14 protein-coding genes are annotated in these 14,034 nt (G+C 62.7%); 10 read left to right on the top strand and 4 right to left on the bottom strand.

Annotated features, from left to right (window positions below; genetic code table 11):
- Positions 1–87: 87 nt before the first annotated feature.
- The 9 genes from JQ624_RS27990 to flaF (JQ624_RS27950) all read left to right on the top strand — a co-directional run bounded on the left by JQ624_RS27990 (position 88) and on the right by flaF (JQ624_RS27950) (position 10,706).
- Positions 88–1,893, top strand: coding sequence for a flagellar hook protein FlgE (locus tag JQ624_RS27990; protein WP_212422137.1), 1,806 nt, complete (start codon positions 88–90; stop codon positions 1,891–1,893).
- A 53-nt stretch (positions 1,894–1,946) separates the two neighbouring features.
- Positions 1,947–3,803: a flagellar hook-associated protein FlgK gene (gene flgK, locus JQ624_RS27985; protein ID WP_212422136.1), complete on the top strand. Its 1,857-nt coding sequence runs from the start codon at positions 1,947–1,949 to the stop codon at positions 3,801–3,803.
- Positions 3,804–3,842: 39 nt separating this feature from the next.
- A complete protein-coding gene (locus JQ624_RS27980) occupies positions 3,843–5,330 on the top strand; it encodes a flagellar biosynthesis protein FlgL (RefSeq protein WP_212422135.1) in 1,488 nt (495 codons plus the stop codon).
- A 632-nt stretch (positions 5,331–5,962) separates the two neighbouring features.
- Complete coding sequence (locus tag JQ624_RS27975) at positions 5,963–7,213, top strand: flagellin (protein WP_212422134.1); 1,251 nt, start codon at positions 5,963–5,965, stop codon at positions 7,211–7,213.
- A gap of 281 nt (positions 7,214–7,494) precedes the next feature.
- Entirely contained in the window at positions 7,495–8,754 is a 1,260-nt protein-coding gene (locus tag JQ624_RS27970; protein ID WP_212422133.1) for a flagellin, read from the top strand.
- A 230-nt stretch (positions 8,755–8,984) separates the two neighbouring features.
- The gene (flbT, locus tag JQ624_RS27965) at positions 8,985–9,362 is read left to right on the top strand and encodes a flagellar biosynthesis repressor FlbT (RefSeq protein WP_212422132.1); all 378 of its coding nucleotides are present in this window, start codon (positions 8,985–8,987) and stop codon (positions 9,360–9,362) included.
- A 3-nt stretch (positions 9,363–9,365) separates the two neighbouring features.
- Positions 9,366–9,734, top strand: coding sequence for a flagellar biosynthesis regulator FlaF (gene flaF / locus JQ624_RS27960; protein WP_212422131.1), 369 nt, complete (start codon positions 9,366–9,368; stop codon positions 9,732–9,734).
- Between the two features lie 33 nt (positions 9,735–9,767).
- Entirely contained in the window at positions 9,768–10,133 is a 366-nt protein-coding gene (locus tag JQ624_RS27955) for a hypothetical protein (protein ID WP_212422130.1), read from the top strand.
- Between the two features lie 207 nt (positions 10,134–10,340).
- The gene (flaF, locus tag JQ624_RS27950) at positions 10,341–10,706 is read left to right on the top strand and encodes a flagellar biosynthesis regulator FlaF (RefSeq protein WP_212422129.1); all 366 of its coding nucleotides are present in this window, start codon (positions 10,341–10,343) and stop codon (positions 10,704–10,706) included.
- Between the two features lie 11 nt (positions 10,707–10,717).
- Here the strand turns inward: flaF (JQ624_RS27950) and JQ624_RS27945 are convergent, their stop codons facing one another.
- The 4 genes from JQ624_RS27945 to JQ624_RS27930 all read right to left on the bottom strand — a co-directional run bounded on the left by JQ624_RS27945 (position 10,718) and on the right by JQ624_RS27930 (position 13,244).
- Positions 10,718–11,083, bottom strand: a complete 366-nt coding sequence (locus tag JQ624_RS27945) for a hypothetical protein (RefSeq protein WP_212422128.1) — start codon at positions 11,081–11,083, stop codon at positions 10,718–10,720.
- Between the two features lie 199 nt (positions 11,084–11,282).
- Entirely contained in the window at positions 11,283–11,774 is a 492-nt protein-coding gene (locus tag JQ624_RS27940) for a hypothetical protein (protein ID WP_212422127.1), read from the bottom strand.
- Positions 11,775–11,793: 19 nt separating this feature from the next.
- Positions 11,794–12,120, bottom strand: coding sequence for a flagellar assembly peptidoglycan hydrolase FlgJ (gene flgJ, locus JQ624_RS27935; protein ID WP_212422126.1), 327 nt, complete (start codon positions 12,118–12,120; stop codon positions 11,794–11,796).
- Positions 12,120–13,244 carry a flagellar basal body P-ring protein FlgI gene (locus JQ624_RS27930; protein WP_212422125.1) on the bottom strand — a complete coding sequence of 375 codons (1,125 nt, stop codon included), beginning with the start codon at positions 13,242–13,244 and terminating at the stop codon, positions 12,120–12,122. Before JQ624_RS27930 ends, flgJ begins: the two co-directional genes overlap by 1 nt.
- Before the next feature lie 266 nt (positions 13,245–13,510).
- On the opposite strand from JQ624_RS27930, the gene JQ624_RS27925 reads away from it, so the two are divergent.
- Positions 13,511–13,924, top strand: coding sequence for a flagellar assembly protein FliX (locus JQ624_RS27925; protein ID WP_212422124.1), 414 nt, complete (start codon positions 13,511–13,513; stop codon positions 13,922–13,924).
- Positions 13,925–14,034: the final 110 nt, after the last annotated feature.

The following is a 14,034-nucleotide window of genomic DNA, read 5'->3' as shown; positions in this document are numbered from 1 at the left end:
TGGCACGACGCTTGCGACATCTTCTCCCGACGCGGCCTCGGTTTCCCCAAAACGGCGAGCCGCCCGGATCGAATTGGAGAAAATGTCATGGGTATCTTCGGCGCTCTCACAACCTCCGTCGCGGGCTTGCGCGCGCAGTCCTATGCGCTGGAAAACATCTCCGGCAACATCGCCAACTCGCAGACCACCGCCTTCAAGCGGATCGACACCAGCTTCCTCGATCTGATCCCGGACACCGGCGTCAACAATCAGCTCGCCGGCAGCGTCACCACCGCATCGCGTGAGACCAACACCGTGCAGGGCGACGTGCAGAGCGCGTCGGTCTCCACCTACATGGCGATCAACGGCAACGGCTTCTTCGTGGTACAGAAGCCGGGCAGCTTCAGCGACAACCAACCGGTGTTTTCGGGCGTCGACAATTACACCCGCCGCGGCGACTTTGCGCTCGACAAGAACGGCTACCTGGTCAACGGTGCGGGCTATTATGTCGAGGGCGTTCCGATCGATCCGGCGACCGGCAACATGACCGGCAGCGTGCCGCAGGTGCTGAAATTCGCCAACGACTTCCTGCCGGCTGTGCCGACATCGGTGGTGAGCTATCGCGCCAACCTGGCGAGCTATCCGCTGACCACCAAGCACGACAATTCGATTCCGGGGTCGGAACTGCTGCAGCCGGTGGATTTCGCGTCCGGCAATCCGCGCACGCTCGGCACGCCTGCCACCCCTTATGGCGACGCAACGATCACGGGCGCCGCCAAGAACAACAAGCTGACCACGCCGACCCCCATCACGGGATCAACTCTGTTGAACGGCGGCGCAAACACGGATTCGCTCACGACCAATTTCGTCCTCGGAGATACGATTACGGTGGACGGCACCGTGATTACCATCGTCAATACTCCAACCAATCTGGCCACCAACGAAATCAATATCACCACCGGCAGCATCCAGGATCTGTTGACAAATATCGGTGCGATCACCGGCGTGGCACCGACGATCAGCGGCGGTGCGATCACGCTGCATAGCGGCACCGCCAACAACCTCACGATCACTACCACCAATACTACTGCATTTGGGGCCCTCGGCCTGACCGCGCCCGTGAACGTGCCGCGCACCGGCGGCGGCACTGCCGGCACCGGACAGGTGCTCGGCAGCGATCTGCAGGCCTTCGTCAACGAATCCATCAGCGGCGGAGCGGTGACGGCCTACGACATCTCCGGCTCGCCGGTCAGCCTGCAACTGCGCTGGGCCAAGGTCGACAGTTCATCGCTCGGCGCCGGCCACACCGATACCTGGAACATGTTCTACCAGGTCAACTCCAGCGCCACCGGCACCGACCTTGCCTGGCAGAACGTCAATACCGATTTCACCTTCTCGCCGAACGGCCAGATGACGCCGGCGATCGGCGGCATCACCCTGACGGCGCCGACCATCGGCGGGGTGCCGCTCGGCAATATCTCGATCAACTTCGGCGCCGGCGGCGTCACCCAGTTCGCCGATGCCAACGGCAACGTGAAGGTCAACCAGATCCAGCAGGACGGCTTTCCGGCCGGATCGCTGCAGACCGTGTCGATCGGCCAGAACGGCCGGGTGGTCGGCAACTATTCCAACGGCCGCAACATCGACCTTGCGCAGATTTCGGTCGCAACATTCAACGGCACCAATTTCCTCAAACGCATCGACGGCGGCGCGTTCGAGGCGACGGACCAGTCCGGCCAGGCGCTGTTCGGCAGCGGCGGGACGATCGTCGGCTCGTCGCTGGAAAGCTCCAACACCGACATCGCCGACGAGTTCACCAAGCTGATCGTCACCCAGCAGGCCTATTCGGCCAACACGAAGGTGATCACCACATCCAACTCGATGGTTCAGGATCTGCTGAACGTGCTGCGATAGGTCGCGCACATGGACGGTCTGATCCGACAGGGAATTGAAACGAGCCGTTTGTCATGAGTCTCAGTCAAGCCCTCTCGATTGCCATGTCGGGGCTGCGCGCCAACCAGCTCGCGCTGTCGCTGACCTCGTCGAACGTCGCCAATTCCGACACGCCGGGCTACATCCGCAAGACCGTCAACCAGGTCCAGACGTCCTCCGGTTCGATCGGCGCCGGCGTCAGCATCACCGGCGTCAATCGCGAACTCGACCTGTATCTGCAGCAGCAGATCCGCACCGAGCAGTCCGGCGCGTCGTACGCCGACCTGCGCTCCTCGATCCTGAGCAGCCTGCAGTCGATCTACGGCACCCCCGGCGGCACCGGAACGCTGGAAACCGCGTTCAATAATCTGGTCACCGCGGTGCAGGGGCTATCGACCAGCTCCGACAGCCAGTCGGCGCGGATTGGCGTGCTCAATGCCGCGCAGTCGCTGACGCAGCAGCTCAACAGCATGTCGGGCGGCATCCAGTCGCTGCGCAGCCAGGCGGAATCCGGGCTCAATTCGGCGGTCAACACCGCCAATACGGCGATGCAGCAGATCGTCAATCTCAACACCCAGCTTGCTAGCGGCGATACCACCGATGCTGCGGCCGCAGCCCTGAAGGACCAGCGCGACCAGTATGTCGATCAGTTGTCGCAACTGATGGACATTCGCGTCATCGACAACGGCAACAATCAAATCCAGGTCTTCACCAATTCGGGCGTGCAACTGGTCGGTGCCGAGGCCTCGACGCTGTCGTTTAATCCGCAAGGCACGGTGACGCCGAACACCCAGTGGGACGCCGACCCGACCAAGAGCAACCTCGGCACCCTCACGGTCCACTTCCCGAACGGCGGTTCGCTCAACCTGATTCAGACCAATTCGATCCGCTCCGGCACCATCGCCGGCTATCTCGAGCTGCGCGACAAAACGCTGGTGCAGGCGCAAACCCAGCTTGATCAGTTTGCCGCCAACATGTCGAGCCTGCTGTCCGACAAGACCACGGCGGGAACTGCGGTGAGTTCGGGGGCGTCGAATGGCTTCGATCTCGATCTGTCCGGCCTGCAGAACGGCAATATAATCCATCTCACCTATACGGATGTCGGCAACGTCCAGCATCAGCTGTCGCTGGTGCGGGTCGACGATCCGTCGGTGCTGCCCTTGTCCAACAACGCCACCACCGATCCCAACGATCAGGTGATCGGCATCGATTTCTCCGCCGGCATGGCTTCGGTGACGAGCCAGCTCAATGCGGCGCTCGGCTCAGCCGGCTTGCAGTTCTCCAACACCGGCTCGACGCTGCGGGTGCTCGACGACGGCGTCGGGACCGCGACCGTGAACGCCGCCTCCGTGACGTCGACCGCATCATCGCTGCTGGGCGGCAGCGGAGAGGTGCCGTTGTTCACCGATGGCAACAGCCTTTATACCGGCGCGATCACCGCGGCAGGCCAGCAGTCGGTGGGCCTCGCGGCGCGCATCCGGGTGAACAGCCAGATCGTCGGTGATCCGGCGAAGCTGGTGCAGTACAACGCAACGACGCCGTCCGGCGACACCAAGCGACCGGATTTCCTTTACCAGCAGCTCACCGCCGGCAAGTCGCTGTATTCGCCGTCGACCGGCTTCGGTACTTCGACGTTGCCGTTCCAGGCGACGCTGTCGAATTTCTCGCAGCAGATTGCCAGCGCCCAGGGCCAGGCGGCGAACACCGCCAAGCAGATCGCCGACGGTCAGGACGTGGTGCTGAGCACGCTGCAGCAGAAGTTCAACAGCCAGTCCGGCGTCAACATCGACGACGAGATGGCGCAGTTGCTGTCGCTGCAGAATGCATATGCGGCGAACGCGCGGGTGATGTCGACCGTCAAGCAGATGTTCGACGCGTTGCTACAGATCTGACGTAATCGGGTTAGCGCGACGGTTTTGGAGTAGGTCATCATGACAGTTAGCGGCGTAGGCATCAGGACATCGATTCTGGCATCGCGAATCCTGGATCTGCAAAGCCAGTTCGACAGTCTGCAGACCCAGCTTGCCACCGGCAAGAAATCGAACACCTATGCCGGCATGGGCACCAACCGCGGCTTTGCCGTCGCGCTGCGCGCGCAGATCAGCAGCATCGACGCGTTCGCGGATACGATGACCAACGTCACCACGCGCATCAACGTCGCCAACGCGGCACTGACGCGGATTGTCGCGATCGGAACCACGGTGCAGGGCGCGGCGGTGACGTCCTCGACCCAGATCACCAGCAACGGCCAGACCATTGCCCAGGGCACGGCGCGCAGTTCGCTCGACGAGATGCTGAGCCTGCTGAACAGCCAGTCGGGCGATCGCTATCTGTTTTCCGGACGCGCCACCGACACGGCGGCGACGGCGGCGACCGACGACATTCTCAACGGCGTCGGCGCGCAGGCGGGCCTGAAGCAGCTGATCGCGGAGCGCAAGCAAGCCGACGTCGGCTCTGGCACCGGCCGGCTGACACAGGCGACGCCGACGGCGACGTCGATTTCATTGACCGAGGACACAGGTCCGTTTGGCCTGAAGCTCGCATCGATCACCTCGTCGGCCGCAAGCGTCACCACCACCGGGCCGACCGGCTCGCCGGCCACCGGGTCGTTCGATCTCGGCGCGACCAACCTGAACACCGGCGACACCATCACGCTGGCGTTCAATCTGCCGGATGGCACCAGCGAAAACGTGCAGTTGACCGCGACCACCACGACGCCGCCGCAGGCCGGCCAGTTCCTGATCGGCGCCAACTCGACCGCGACCGCCGCCAACATCAACGCCGCATTGACCACCGCCGTCGGCGGCCTCGCCAACGGCGCCCTGGTCGCGGCGTCCGCGCTGAAGGCGTCCAGCGAATTCTTCAGCGGCAGCCCGGTGCCGCGCGTCAGCGGTCCGCCGTTCGCCTCCGCGACGGCGCAGGTGCCCGGCACGGCTGCGAATACGCTCTCCTGGTACAATGGCGAAACCGGCACCGATCCCGCGCGCGGCACCGCGGTGGCACGCGTCGACAACGGCATCACCGTGCAATATGGCGCCCGCGCCAACGAGCCGGCACTGACGGCGCAATTGCAGACCATCGCGGCCATGGCCGCCATGACCACCACGACCGGCGACCCGAACGCCAGCGCCCAGATCGGCGCGCTCTACCAGCGGGTGGCGACAAAACTTCTGGCGCAGACCGGCCAGCAGAGCGTGCAGGACATTACGGCGGATTTCGCCGGCGCGCAGATCGCGATGAAGTCGGCAGCCGATCGCCAAACCCAGACCAAGAACACCGCGGAGACTATGCTGCAATCGATCGAAGGCGTCACCGACGCGGAGGTCACGGCGAAACTCCTCGCCGTGCAGAACAGCCTCAACGCGTCGTACCAGACGACGGCGATGCTGTATCAAACCTCGCTGCTGAAATTCCTCTAGAGCGCGATGACTTTTCTTCGAATCGTCATCCCGCTCTATCTCTTTGATTTGAGCATGATCTCCGCGCAAACGCGTTTCGCGTTTGTCGCGGGGGAAAACCGGTACCCACTTTTCCGGATCATGCTCTAGGGCGCGCTGCGCGGTTCAAATTTGTTCAACGCGCCGGGCTGGTCGTTGGGTGTCGGCGCGCTGACCCGTGCATCCAGCTCTTTCCGCATTTCGATGACAAGCGCCGAATTGCGTTCTTCTTAAGAGACCCAAGTCTTAGTCGGGCAAATCCGGCTTGGCCGTCGAGCCCGGTGATGACGAAGAATAAGATCGTCCCGCGCTTTCCCGCGCATTGGAAAAGCATGACACGTTTCCAGCCGGCGCCGAAATGCGAGCGATGGGCGCCTCAGGAACGGCGCCCACGCGCAATGGCCAGCTTTGCTTAAGACCTGGGCCGGCTCGCCCGCCCGGATCGCTTCAGATCCTCCCATCCTGTTCATCCCTTTTTAACCATGATTTTGAAACCGGCGCGGTAGCACCGCATCTGCCGGTCGGATTCATTTTTCATTGATCATTTGCTTTCAGGGTCCCCGGGTTCGGCCAAGAAGGCCGGGCTGTTGCGTAACACCAGAAAGGTTGTGTCCATGTCTCTCTCCAACATCACGCTCTCGTCTTCGGTTCGTCAGAACCTGCTCTCGCTGCAGGACACCGCGAACCTGCTCTCGACCACGCAGACCCGCCTCGCCACCGGCAAGAAGGTCAACAGCGCGCTCGACAACCCGACCAACTTCTTCACCGCCGCCGGCCTCGACGCCCGCGCCAGCGACATCGGTAACTTGCTCGACAGCATCGGCAACGGCGTGCAGGTTCTGCAGGCTGCCAACACCGGCATCACCTCGCTGTCAAAGCTGGTCGATACCGCCAAGTCGATTGCGAACCAGGCACTGCAGCAGCCCGGCGGCTACAGCACCAAAGCCAGCCTCAAAACGGACGGACCGACCGGCGCCGGTGCGCTCGGCGTCGCAGGTACAGCGACCGATCTGACCAACGCCGGCACGAACTCGCTGCAGGGCAAGACGCTGATCTTCAAGACCTCAGCGACCGCTACGACCACGCTGACCATCAGCAATGTGGCCGGTGCCGGCAATGTCAACTCGATCGACGCGATCAACACGGCGCTTTCGACGGCTGGCGTCCAGCTGACCGCAAGCGTCGACTCTGCAGGTGCGATTACCTTCACGTCTTCCAACGATGCGGCTTCGCAGACGATCACCAAGACCGGCACCTACGCTGCGCCGGGCGCCGGTTCGTCGACCTCGGTGGATATCTCCGGCACGGTTGGCACCACCGCGGCGGTTACCGCGGCCGTCGCCGACATCAACTCGCAGAACACCCGTGCGGGTCTGGTCGCTCAGTATAACCAGATCATCCAGCAGATCACGACGACGGCGCAGGACGCGTCCTTCAACGGCGTCAACCTGCTGAACGGCGACACGCTGAAGCTGGTGTTCAACGAAACCGGCAAGTCGACGTCGACGATCGTAGGCGTGACCTTCGATCCGAATGGTCTCGGCCTGGGCTCCGCCGTCGTGGGCACTGACTTCATCGACAACGCTGCCACCAACAAGGTTCTGACGGCGCTCAACACCGCCAGCACCACGCTGCGTTCGCAGGCCTCGGCCTTCGGTGCCAACCTCTCGATCGTGCAGATCCGTCAGGACTTCTCGAAGAACCTGATCAACGTGCTGCAGACCGGGTCGTCCAACCTGACCCTGGCCGATGCCAACGAGGAAGCGGCCAACAGCCAGGCGCTGTCGACCCGCCAGTCGATCGCGGTCTCCGCGCTGGCGCTCGCCAACCAGTCGAACCAGAGCGTTCTCCAGCTCCTGCGTTGATTTCGGCGAACTTTTCGATCCATCACGGCGGCGGGGCTTCGGCCCCGCCGTTTTTTTGTGTCTGGGATCCGGCAGCCGCCGTCGCGACAAGAGGATCAGATCGCTCGAAAACAGCGCCTGAAACGGGCGCGAGCGGCGTATCGGGTATTTTAACCATGCTTGATAAGGTGCGGTTAACCACATTTTAAAAGCTTTTGTTCATAACGTACTCGGGTGAAGTCATGTAGCCCGTCGGCGCGGGAGAAGTCGCTGGCGACGCACACTTGAGGAAGGCGTTGAATATGTCCGATATTGTCCTGACGGCGGCAGTCCGCCAGAACCTGCTCTCGCTGCAGGGCACCGCCGAACTGCTCTCGACCACGCAGACCCGCCTCGCCACCGGCAAGAAGGTCAACAGCGCGCTCGACAACCCGACCAACTACTTCACCGCGGCCGGCCTCGATGCCCGCGCCGGCGACATCAGCAATCTGCTCGACAGCATCGGCAACGGCGTGCAGGTGCTGCAGGCCGCCAACACCGGCATCACCTCGCTGCAGAAGCTGGTCGATACCGCCAAGTCGATCGCCAACCAGGCCCTGCAGCAGCCGACGGGCTACAGCACCAAGTCCAGCATTGCATTCACCGGCACGGGCGCCGGGGTCCCCCCCGCAGGTCCGGCGACTGCCGCCGACCTCACGACCAGCAAGCTCAACGGTGGTGTTTACACGTTCACCAATTCGGCAGGCACCGCTGTGACCATCACGATCGGCACGGCTGCCTCGGCCTTCAATCCCACGACCAAGACGGCGACTGTCAAGACTCTCGACCAGCTCAACACGGCGCTGGCAGTGGCGGGCGTCAACCTGTCGGGTTCGATCACCGGCCCGGATGATCTGACCTTCACGTCGACAAACGATGGTGCAGGCCAGGTGATCACCGGCACCGCGGCCCCTACTGCGCCGACAGCGCTCGACGCGATCAACATTAGCGCCAACGCGCTCGGTGGCGGCGCCGGTGGTGCAGTCGTTGCAGCGGTTCCCGATGCGGTGTCGCAAACCGCGCGCGCCACCCTGGTCAGCCAGTACAACCAGGTCATTGAGCAGATCAAGACCACGGCGCAGGATGCATCGTTCAACGGCATCAACCTGCTGGACGGCAACTCGCTGAAGCTGATCTTCAACGAAACCGGCAAGTCGACGTTGACGATCGCAGGGGTCAGCTTCGACCCGAATGGCCTCGGCCTCGCACCGCTCGCCGCCGGCACCGATTTCATCGACAACGTGTTGACCGGCAAGGTGCTGACGGCGCTCAACAACGCCAGCAGCACGCTGCGCTCGCAGGCCTCGGCGTTCGGTGCCAACCTCTCGATCGTGCAGATCCGCCAGGATTTCGCGAAGAACATCATCAATGTGCTGCAGACCGGGTCGGCCAACCTGACCTTGGCCGACTCCAACGAGGAGGCGGCCAACAGCCAGGCGCTGTCGACCCGCCAGTCGATCGCGGTCTCGGCGCTCGCGCTTGCCAACCAGTCGCAGCAGAGCGTGCTCAAGCTCCTGCAGTAAGCCGGAGCAACGTTCGAGCCATCAAAACGGCGGGGCAGGGCCCCGCCGTTTTTCATTGAAGCCGCGATGGGGCCGACGGACAACGCCTGAAACTTGCTCGGTTGATGAAGCAAAAGCCTTTTTTTTGATGCAGTTTTGCATTCGAATGTTCGGGTATTGTTCATGGTGATTCGTGGAAACTGTTTCCGGACACACGCGCCGCGACGCGGCGGTTTGCAAGGGATAAGGCGATGGCGCTGAAGGTTGAATTGAAGCCGTTCGAGCGGATCATCATCGGCGAAAGCGTGATCACCAATTCGGAGACGCGAGCCCACTTTTTGATCGATGGCGCAGCGCCGATCCTGCGCGAGAAGGACATCCTGACGGCGGAGACGGCCAATTCCCCGGTGAAGCGGCTCTATCTCTGCGCGCAGATGATGTATCTGGAGAAGGACATCCCGAAGTACCAGGAACTTTATATGGGCTTCGTCAAGGATTTGCTGGCGGCGGTGCCAAGCTTCAGGCCGCAGATCGAGGCCGCAAGTAAGCTAATTTTAAGCGGCCAGCTCTACAATTCGTTAAAGGAAATCCGCAAGCTTATCAAACTGGAAGAGGAGTTGCTGAGGTGACGAATGTCTAGTGCTGCCGCCAAGGCTTACGCGCGTGTTGCGACCACTACCTCCTCGCCCCGTGATATCGAAGCCCAGGCCCTGCTGAAGGCGGCGAACAAGTTGCAGGCTATCGTCACCAATGAACATGCGACGAGCGAGCAGATCTCCGAAGCGCTGATGTTCAACCGCAAGCTATGGGCCATCTTTCTCAGCGACGTCTTGCGCGATGAAAACCAGCAGCCGTTGGAAGTGCGACAGAACATCGCCAACCTCGGCATCTTCGTTCTGAGCCAGACCATGGCGCTGCAGATCAGCCCGCAGGTCGAGCACATCAAGCCGCTGATCGAGATCAACCGCAATCTCGCGGCCGGCCTCAGCGGCCGCGCCTGAATAGCAACGGGCATCAAGCAGGAATGTTGAGCTATGGGTGACATCTTCAGCGTTCTTGCGGCGGGCTACACGTCCAAACCCCCGACGCCTCCGTCGCATACGACCTATGTCCCGGTCGATGCCACGCAGTGGGAAGGGACCTGGAAGGGGACCTATTCGACGGGCGAGAAGTTTTCCTTCACGGTGTCCAACGTGGAGGGATTTCGCGCGAAGGTGAGATATCAGAGCGGCAACGGTCCGATCAAATTCCAGGACGTCCTGATCAAGGACAACGCCTTCAGGATGGGCGACTCCAAATTCTTGATGTCGAAGGTCGGCCACGGCACGATCAAGACCGTGGTCACCAATCCCGCCACCGGGCAGTCGACCCTGAACTCGGCGCCGGTCGATCGGGTCTGATTGTCCTGAACCTCGCTTCCCCGCGATCGACCTCACGACCACCAACGATGCAGCTCATCGACGATCGGCGCGGTCGCCGGTGAATGCCCGGACTCCGTCACATTTGGTAACCGTTGCTAACCATATTTAAAGGCGCGAACTGTATGAAAGTTGGGCAGTTTTGAAGTCCCCCTGCGGTCCTGCGAACCGCTCCCATCGAGGTGGTGAATGTCCAATGCAGCCCAAGCCTACTCGCGTGCGTTACATACAACGGCATCCCCCCGTGAAATCGAGGCGCAGGCGCTGCTGAAGGCTGCGAGACAGCTTCTGGATGTCCAGGCCAGCTGGGCGGGCCCCGACAAGAACATGCACCATGCGCTGCTCTTCAATCGCCGGCTGTGGTCGATCTTCATGAGCGCGGTGGAGACCAACGACAATCCGCAGCCGCTGGAAATCCGTCAGAACATCGCCAATATCGGCGTGTTCGTGATGAAGCAGACGATCGACATGCAGCTGAATCCGGATCCGGCGAAACTGAAGTCTCTGATCGACATCAATTGCAACCTCGCCGCGGGCCTGTCAGGCAAGGCCTGACGGTTCGCGCGTCAAGCCTTGCGGTCGGTGGCGAGAGCACGCGTGGGCGCGCCCTTGGTCAGGTCGAGGGCGTGGAAATAGGCGCGACGGCGCAGCACCGCTTCATCGGGAAACTGCTGCACCACCACGCTGGTCCTGACATCGACGACCTGATAGACGATCGAGGCTGCGGCGCGATCGAAAACCACCTGACGCGATCTGGAAACATTGACCGCATCTGACTCCGACCGCGCACGTGCGCTCGCATCCGCCGCCGTGACGGTTTGCGCCGCCGGCAGTTCTGTCGTGACCGCCTTATGCACCGCTTCGCTCACGGGCGGTGCGATCGGCATTGCAACCGGGGCCCCCACCGGCTTGATGCTGAAATCCGTACTCATGGCAGCCTCCTGGCTTCCCTCGAGTCAAATCCCAACCCCTCTCGGATCGCAATATAGCTCCACACCTCTCAATGGGATGTTAGGGAATACGCTAAACCCCGCGCTGACGCCGGCGCGGCAATTTAGCGAAAAATGTAACGACCGCATGACCCGCCAGGGTGCAAGCGGTTTGGCGTCGAGGTCATCCGCGCTTTAGAGGTTACAGCGAGCGGCTGACCGTGAGCGGGGTGATGTTGCGCGGTCCCGGCATGGCGCGTTGTCCCGAAGCGGTATAGGTGTTCGGAATATTCTTGCGCTGGATCTCGGCGTTGACGCCGCGCACGATGCCTTCGGACACCGCGTGCGCGGTCGCAAGGACGGTGAGGTTGATCTGCAGCATCGCGCGGAAGGTGTCGTGATGGCGGCGCAGCGTGGTCAGCAATTCCGGCGATACCTGCGCCAGATATTTTTGCGCATTCTTCAGATTCTCGACCGCGACCATGTAGCGTCGCGACAGCTCGCCCTTCTGATCTTCCAGCCGCATCGCCTCGCGCACATCGCCGGCGCGAACCAGTTCGGTCTCGCGTTCGATGATCCCGAGCAGGCCGCTCATCACGTCCATCAGATCTTCCGCGAGCTTGCGCGCCTCGGCCGGCGTGGAGATCGCTCTTGCTGGTGCCGGCGCGGGGCTGGCCTGAGGACGCTGATTCATGTCGGGTTTTCCTTTTGGATCAGGCGGCGCGGTTGGCTTGCTGCAGGATCAAGGTGCGGAAGACGTCGTTTGAAATGCCGATGCCGCCGGACTTGGCGAAGGATTTCGAATATTCGTCCGTCAGCATCGAGCGCCAGACGCCGGTGCCGGTCGTGTCGCCGAACGGCCCTTCGCCTTTGACGCCGGTGGTCATCTGCGAAAACATCGAATTGAGGAACATCGCCTCGAACTCCTGGGCCTTGGCGCGCGTCTTCTTCTGCGCCTCAGGCGAAACCTTGGTCAACGCGTCGGCGAGCTGCAGATCCTTGCGGCCGTTGATCAGCGAGGCCTTGTCGATTCCATTCATCACATCACCTCGATGTCGGCCTGAATCGCGCCGGCGGCCTTGATCGCCTGCAGGATGCCGATCAGGTCGCGCGGGCCGATGCCAAGCCCGTTGAGGCCGTCGACGAGCTGCTGCAGCGAGACGCCGTCCTTGACGACCGCGAATTTCTTGCCGTCCTCGCTGACGCTGACCCCCGTCCGCGGCGTCACCACGGTGCGGCCGCGCGACAGCGGATTGGGCTGGCTGACTTGCGGGCTTTCGGAAATCGTCACGGTGAGGTTGCCTTGCGCCACCGCCACGGTGGCGACGCGGACGTCGCGGCCCATCACGATGATGCCGGAGCGTTCGTCGATGACGATCTTGGCGGCGAGATCCGGCTCGACCTGCAATTGCTCGATCTCGGTCAGGAAGGCGACGACGTTGCCCTTGAATTCGGCGGGGATCGCCAGCTGCACCGTGGAGGGATCGATCGGCTCGGCGGTCTTGACGCCGAGGAAATCGTTGACGGCCGCCGCGATGCGCTTGGCGGTGGTGAAGTCGGCGTTGCGCAGCGCCAGCCGGACATTGGGCAGGCGATTGAGCGCGAACTCGATCTCGCGCTCGATGATGGCGCCGTTGGCGATACGGCCGACGGTCGGCACGCCGCGGGTGATCTTGGCGGCCTCGCCTTCGGCCTGGAAGCCGGAGATCGCGAGCGAACCCTGGGCGACCGCATAGACGTTGCCGTCGGCGCCGAGCAGGGGGGTGACGAGCAGGGTGCCGCCCTGCAGGTTCTTGGCGTCGCCGAGCGCGGACACCGTGACGTCCATTCGCGTGCCCTGGGTGCCGAACGCCGGCAGGTTGCCGGTGACCATGACGGCGGCGACGTTGCCGGTGCGGATGGTGGCGCCGCGGATGTTGACGCCCATGCGCTCGAGCATCGCCTGCAGCGATTGCTTGGTGAAGGGGATGTTGTTCAGCGTGTCGCCGGTGCCGTTGAGGCCGACCACGAGGCCATAGCCGATCAACTGGTTCTGCCGAACGCCTTCGATGTTGGCGAGATCCTTGATCCGCGAGGTCGCGCCCCCGGACGAGGGCGATAGCGCCAGCGCCAGCAGCGCGGCGCAGGCTACCCAAATCAGTCTTGCCGAACGGATGCCGGGCATCCTGTGCTCCCCTCGAGGTCTTCCACCGGACCGCTGGCGCCACTCCCATGACGGCGGTCCGGCATTAACTATGCGAGGGTCATGCCATGTCGCGCTTCTGAGGCAATGGCTTGATATTGCTGAATGTTCGCCGGAGGCATGATGCCACGGCGGCTTCACCACGATGGGCGAAACTGCCGCACGTCGGCAGATTTTGCCGAGCCATTTACGCATCATTAACCATAAGGAGGCGAAGGTCGCGCTATTCTCACGCCGAGATCACCACGATGCGCATCTACGGACCGAACGGCACCACGCTTGGAGCGCCCGCGAACAACACGCGGCGAACCAGTTCGACCGGCTTCTCGCTGCCGGAAGCGCCGTCGACTCCCGAGGAGCCGCGCTCGGCTGCTGCACCCAGGGCCGCCGGCAACATCGATGCGCTGCTCGCGCTGCAGGGCGTCGAGGATCCGACCGAGCGCCGCAAGCGTTCGGTAGCACGGGGCAGGGGCGCGCTCGACGTGCTCGACGAGCTCAAGCTCGGACTGCTCTCCGGCAATCTCGATGCTTCCACGATGAACCGGCTGCGCGATGCCGCGGCCAATCTGAAGTCCTCCTCCGGCGATCCAGGCCTCGACGCGGTATTGTCCGAGATCGAGCTGCGGGTTGAAGTCGAGCTGGCAAAGGCCGGCCGGTTCTAGCTTCTGTATGTCGTTGCCCGGCTTGACCGGGCAACCCAGGGCGGATTCAACCGGTCGTCGCAACACTTCAGCCAAGGAGGTTGCGATGAATGGATACGGACAAGATTCGG

Origin of the sequence: Bradyrhizobium sp. AUGA SZCCT0283 (assembly GCF_018130385.1) — a bacterium.
Lineage (GTDB): Bacteria > Pseudomonadota > Alphaproteobacteria > Rhizobiales > Xanthobacteraceae > Bradyrhizobium.
The sequence above is the reverse complement of the archived record's forward strand: the minus strand, read 5'-3'. Positions and strand labels throughout refer to the sequence as shown.

Coding starts and splice junctions, on each gene's coding strand:
- JQ624_RS27975 (WP_212422134.1), top strand. CDS start 5,963: ATGTCTCTCTCCAACATCACGCTCTCGTCTTCGGTTCGTCAGAACCTG.
- flgJ (WP_212422126.1), bottom strand. CDS start 12,120: ATGAATGGAATCGACAAGGCCTCGCTGATCAACGGCCGCAAGGATCTG.
- flaF (WP_212422129.1), top strand. CDS start 10,341: ATGTCCAATGCAGCCCAAGCCTACTCGCGTGCGTTACATACAACGGCA.
- flgK (WP_212422136.1), top strand. CDS start 1,947: ATGAGTCTCAGTCAAGCCCTCTCGATTGCCATGTCGGGGCTGCGCGCC.
- flbT (WP_212422132.1), top strand. CDS start 8,985: ATGGCGCTGAAGGTTGAATTGAAGCCGTTCGAGCGGATCATCATCGGC.
- flaF (WP_212422131.1), top strand. CDS start 9,366: ATGTCTAGTGCTGCCGCCAAGGCTTACGCGCGTGTTGCGACCACTACC.
- JQ624_RS27980 (WP_212422135.1), top strand. CDS start 3,843: ATGACAGTTAGCGGCGTAGGCATCAGGACATCGATTCTGGCATCGCGA.
- JQ624_RS27925 (WP_212422124.1), top strand. CDS start 13,511: ATGCGCATCTACGGACCGAACGGCACCACGCTTGGAGCGCCCGCGAAC.
- JQ624_RS27945 (WP_212422128.1), bottom strand. CDS start 11,083: ATGAGTACGGATTTCAGCATCAAGCCGGTGGGGGCCCCGGTTGCAATG.
- JQ624_RS27930 (WP_212422125.1), bottom strand. CDS start 13,244: ATGCCCGGCATCCGTTCGGCAAGACTGATTTGGGTAGCCTGCGCCGCG.
- JQ624_RS27940 (WP_212422127.1), bottom strand. CDS start 11,774: ATGAATCAGCGTCCTCAGGCCAGCCCCGCGCCGGCACCAGCAAGAGCG.
- JQ624_RS27955 (WP_212422130.1), top strand. CDS start 9,768: ATGGGTGACATCTTCAGCGTTCTTGCGGCGGGCTACACGTCCAAACCC.
- JQ624_RS27970 (WP_212422133.1), top strand. CDS start 7,495: ATGTCCGATATTGTCCTGACGGCGGCAGTCCGCCAGAACCTGCTCTCG.
- JQ624_RS27990 (WP_212422137.1), top strand. CDS start 88: ATGGGTATCTTCGGCGCTCTCACAACCTCCGTCGCGGGCTTGCGCGCG.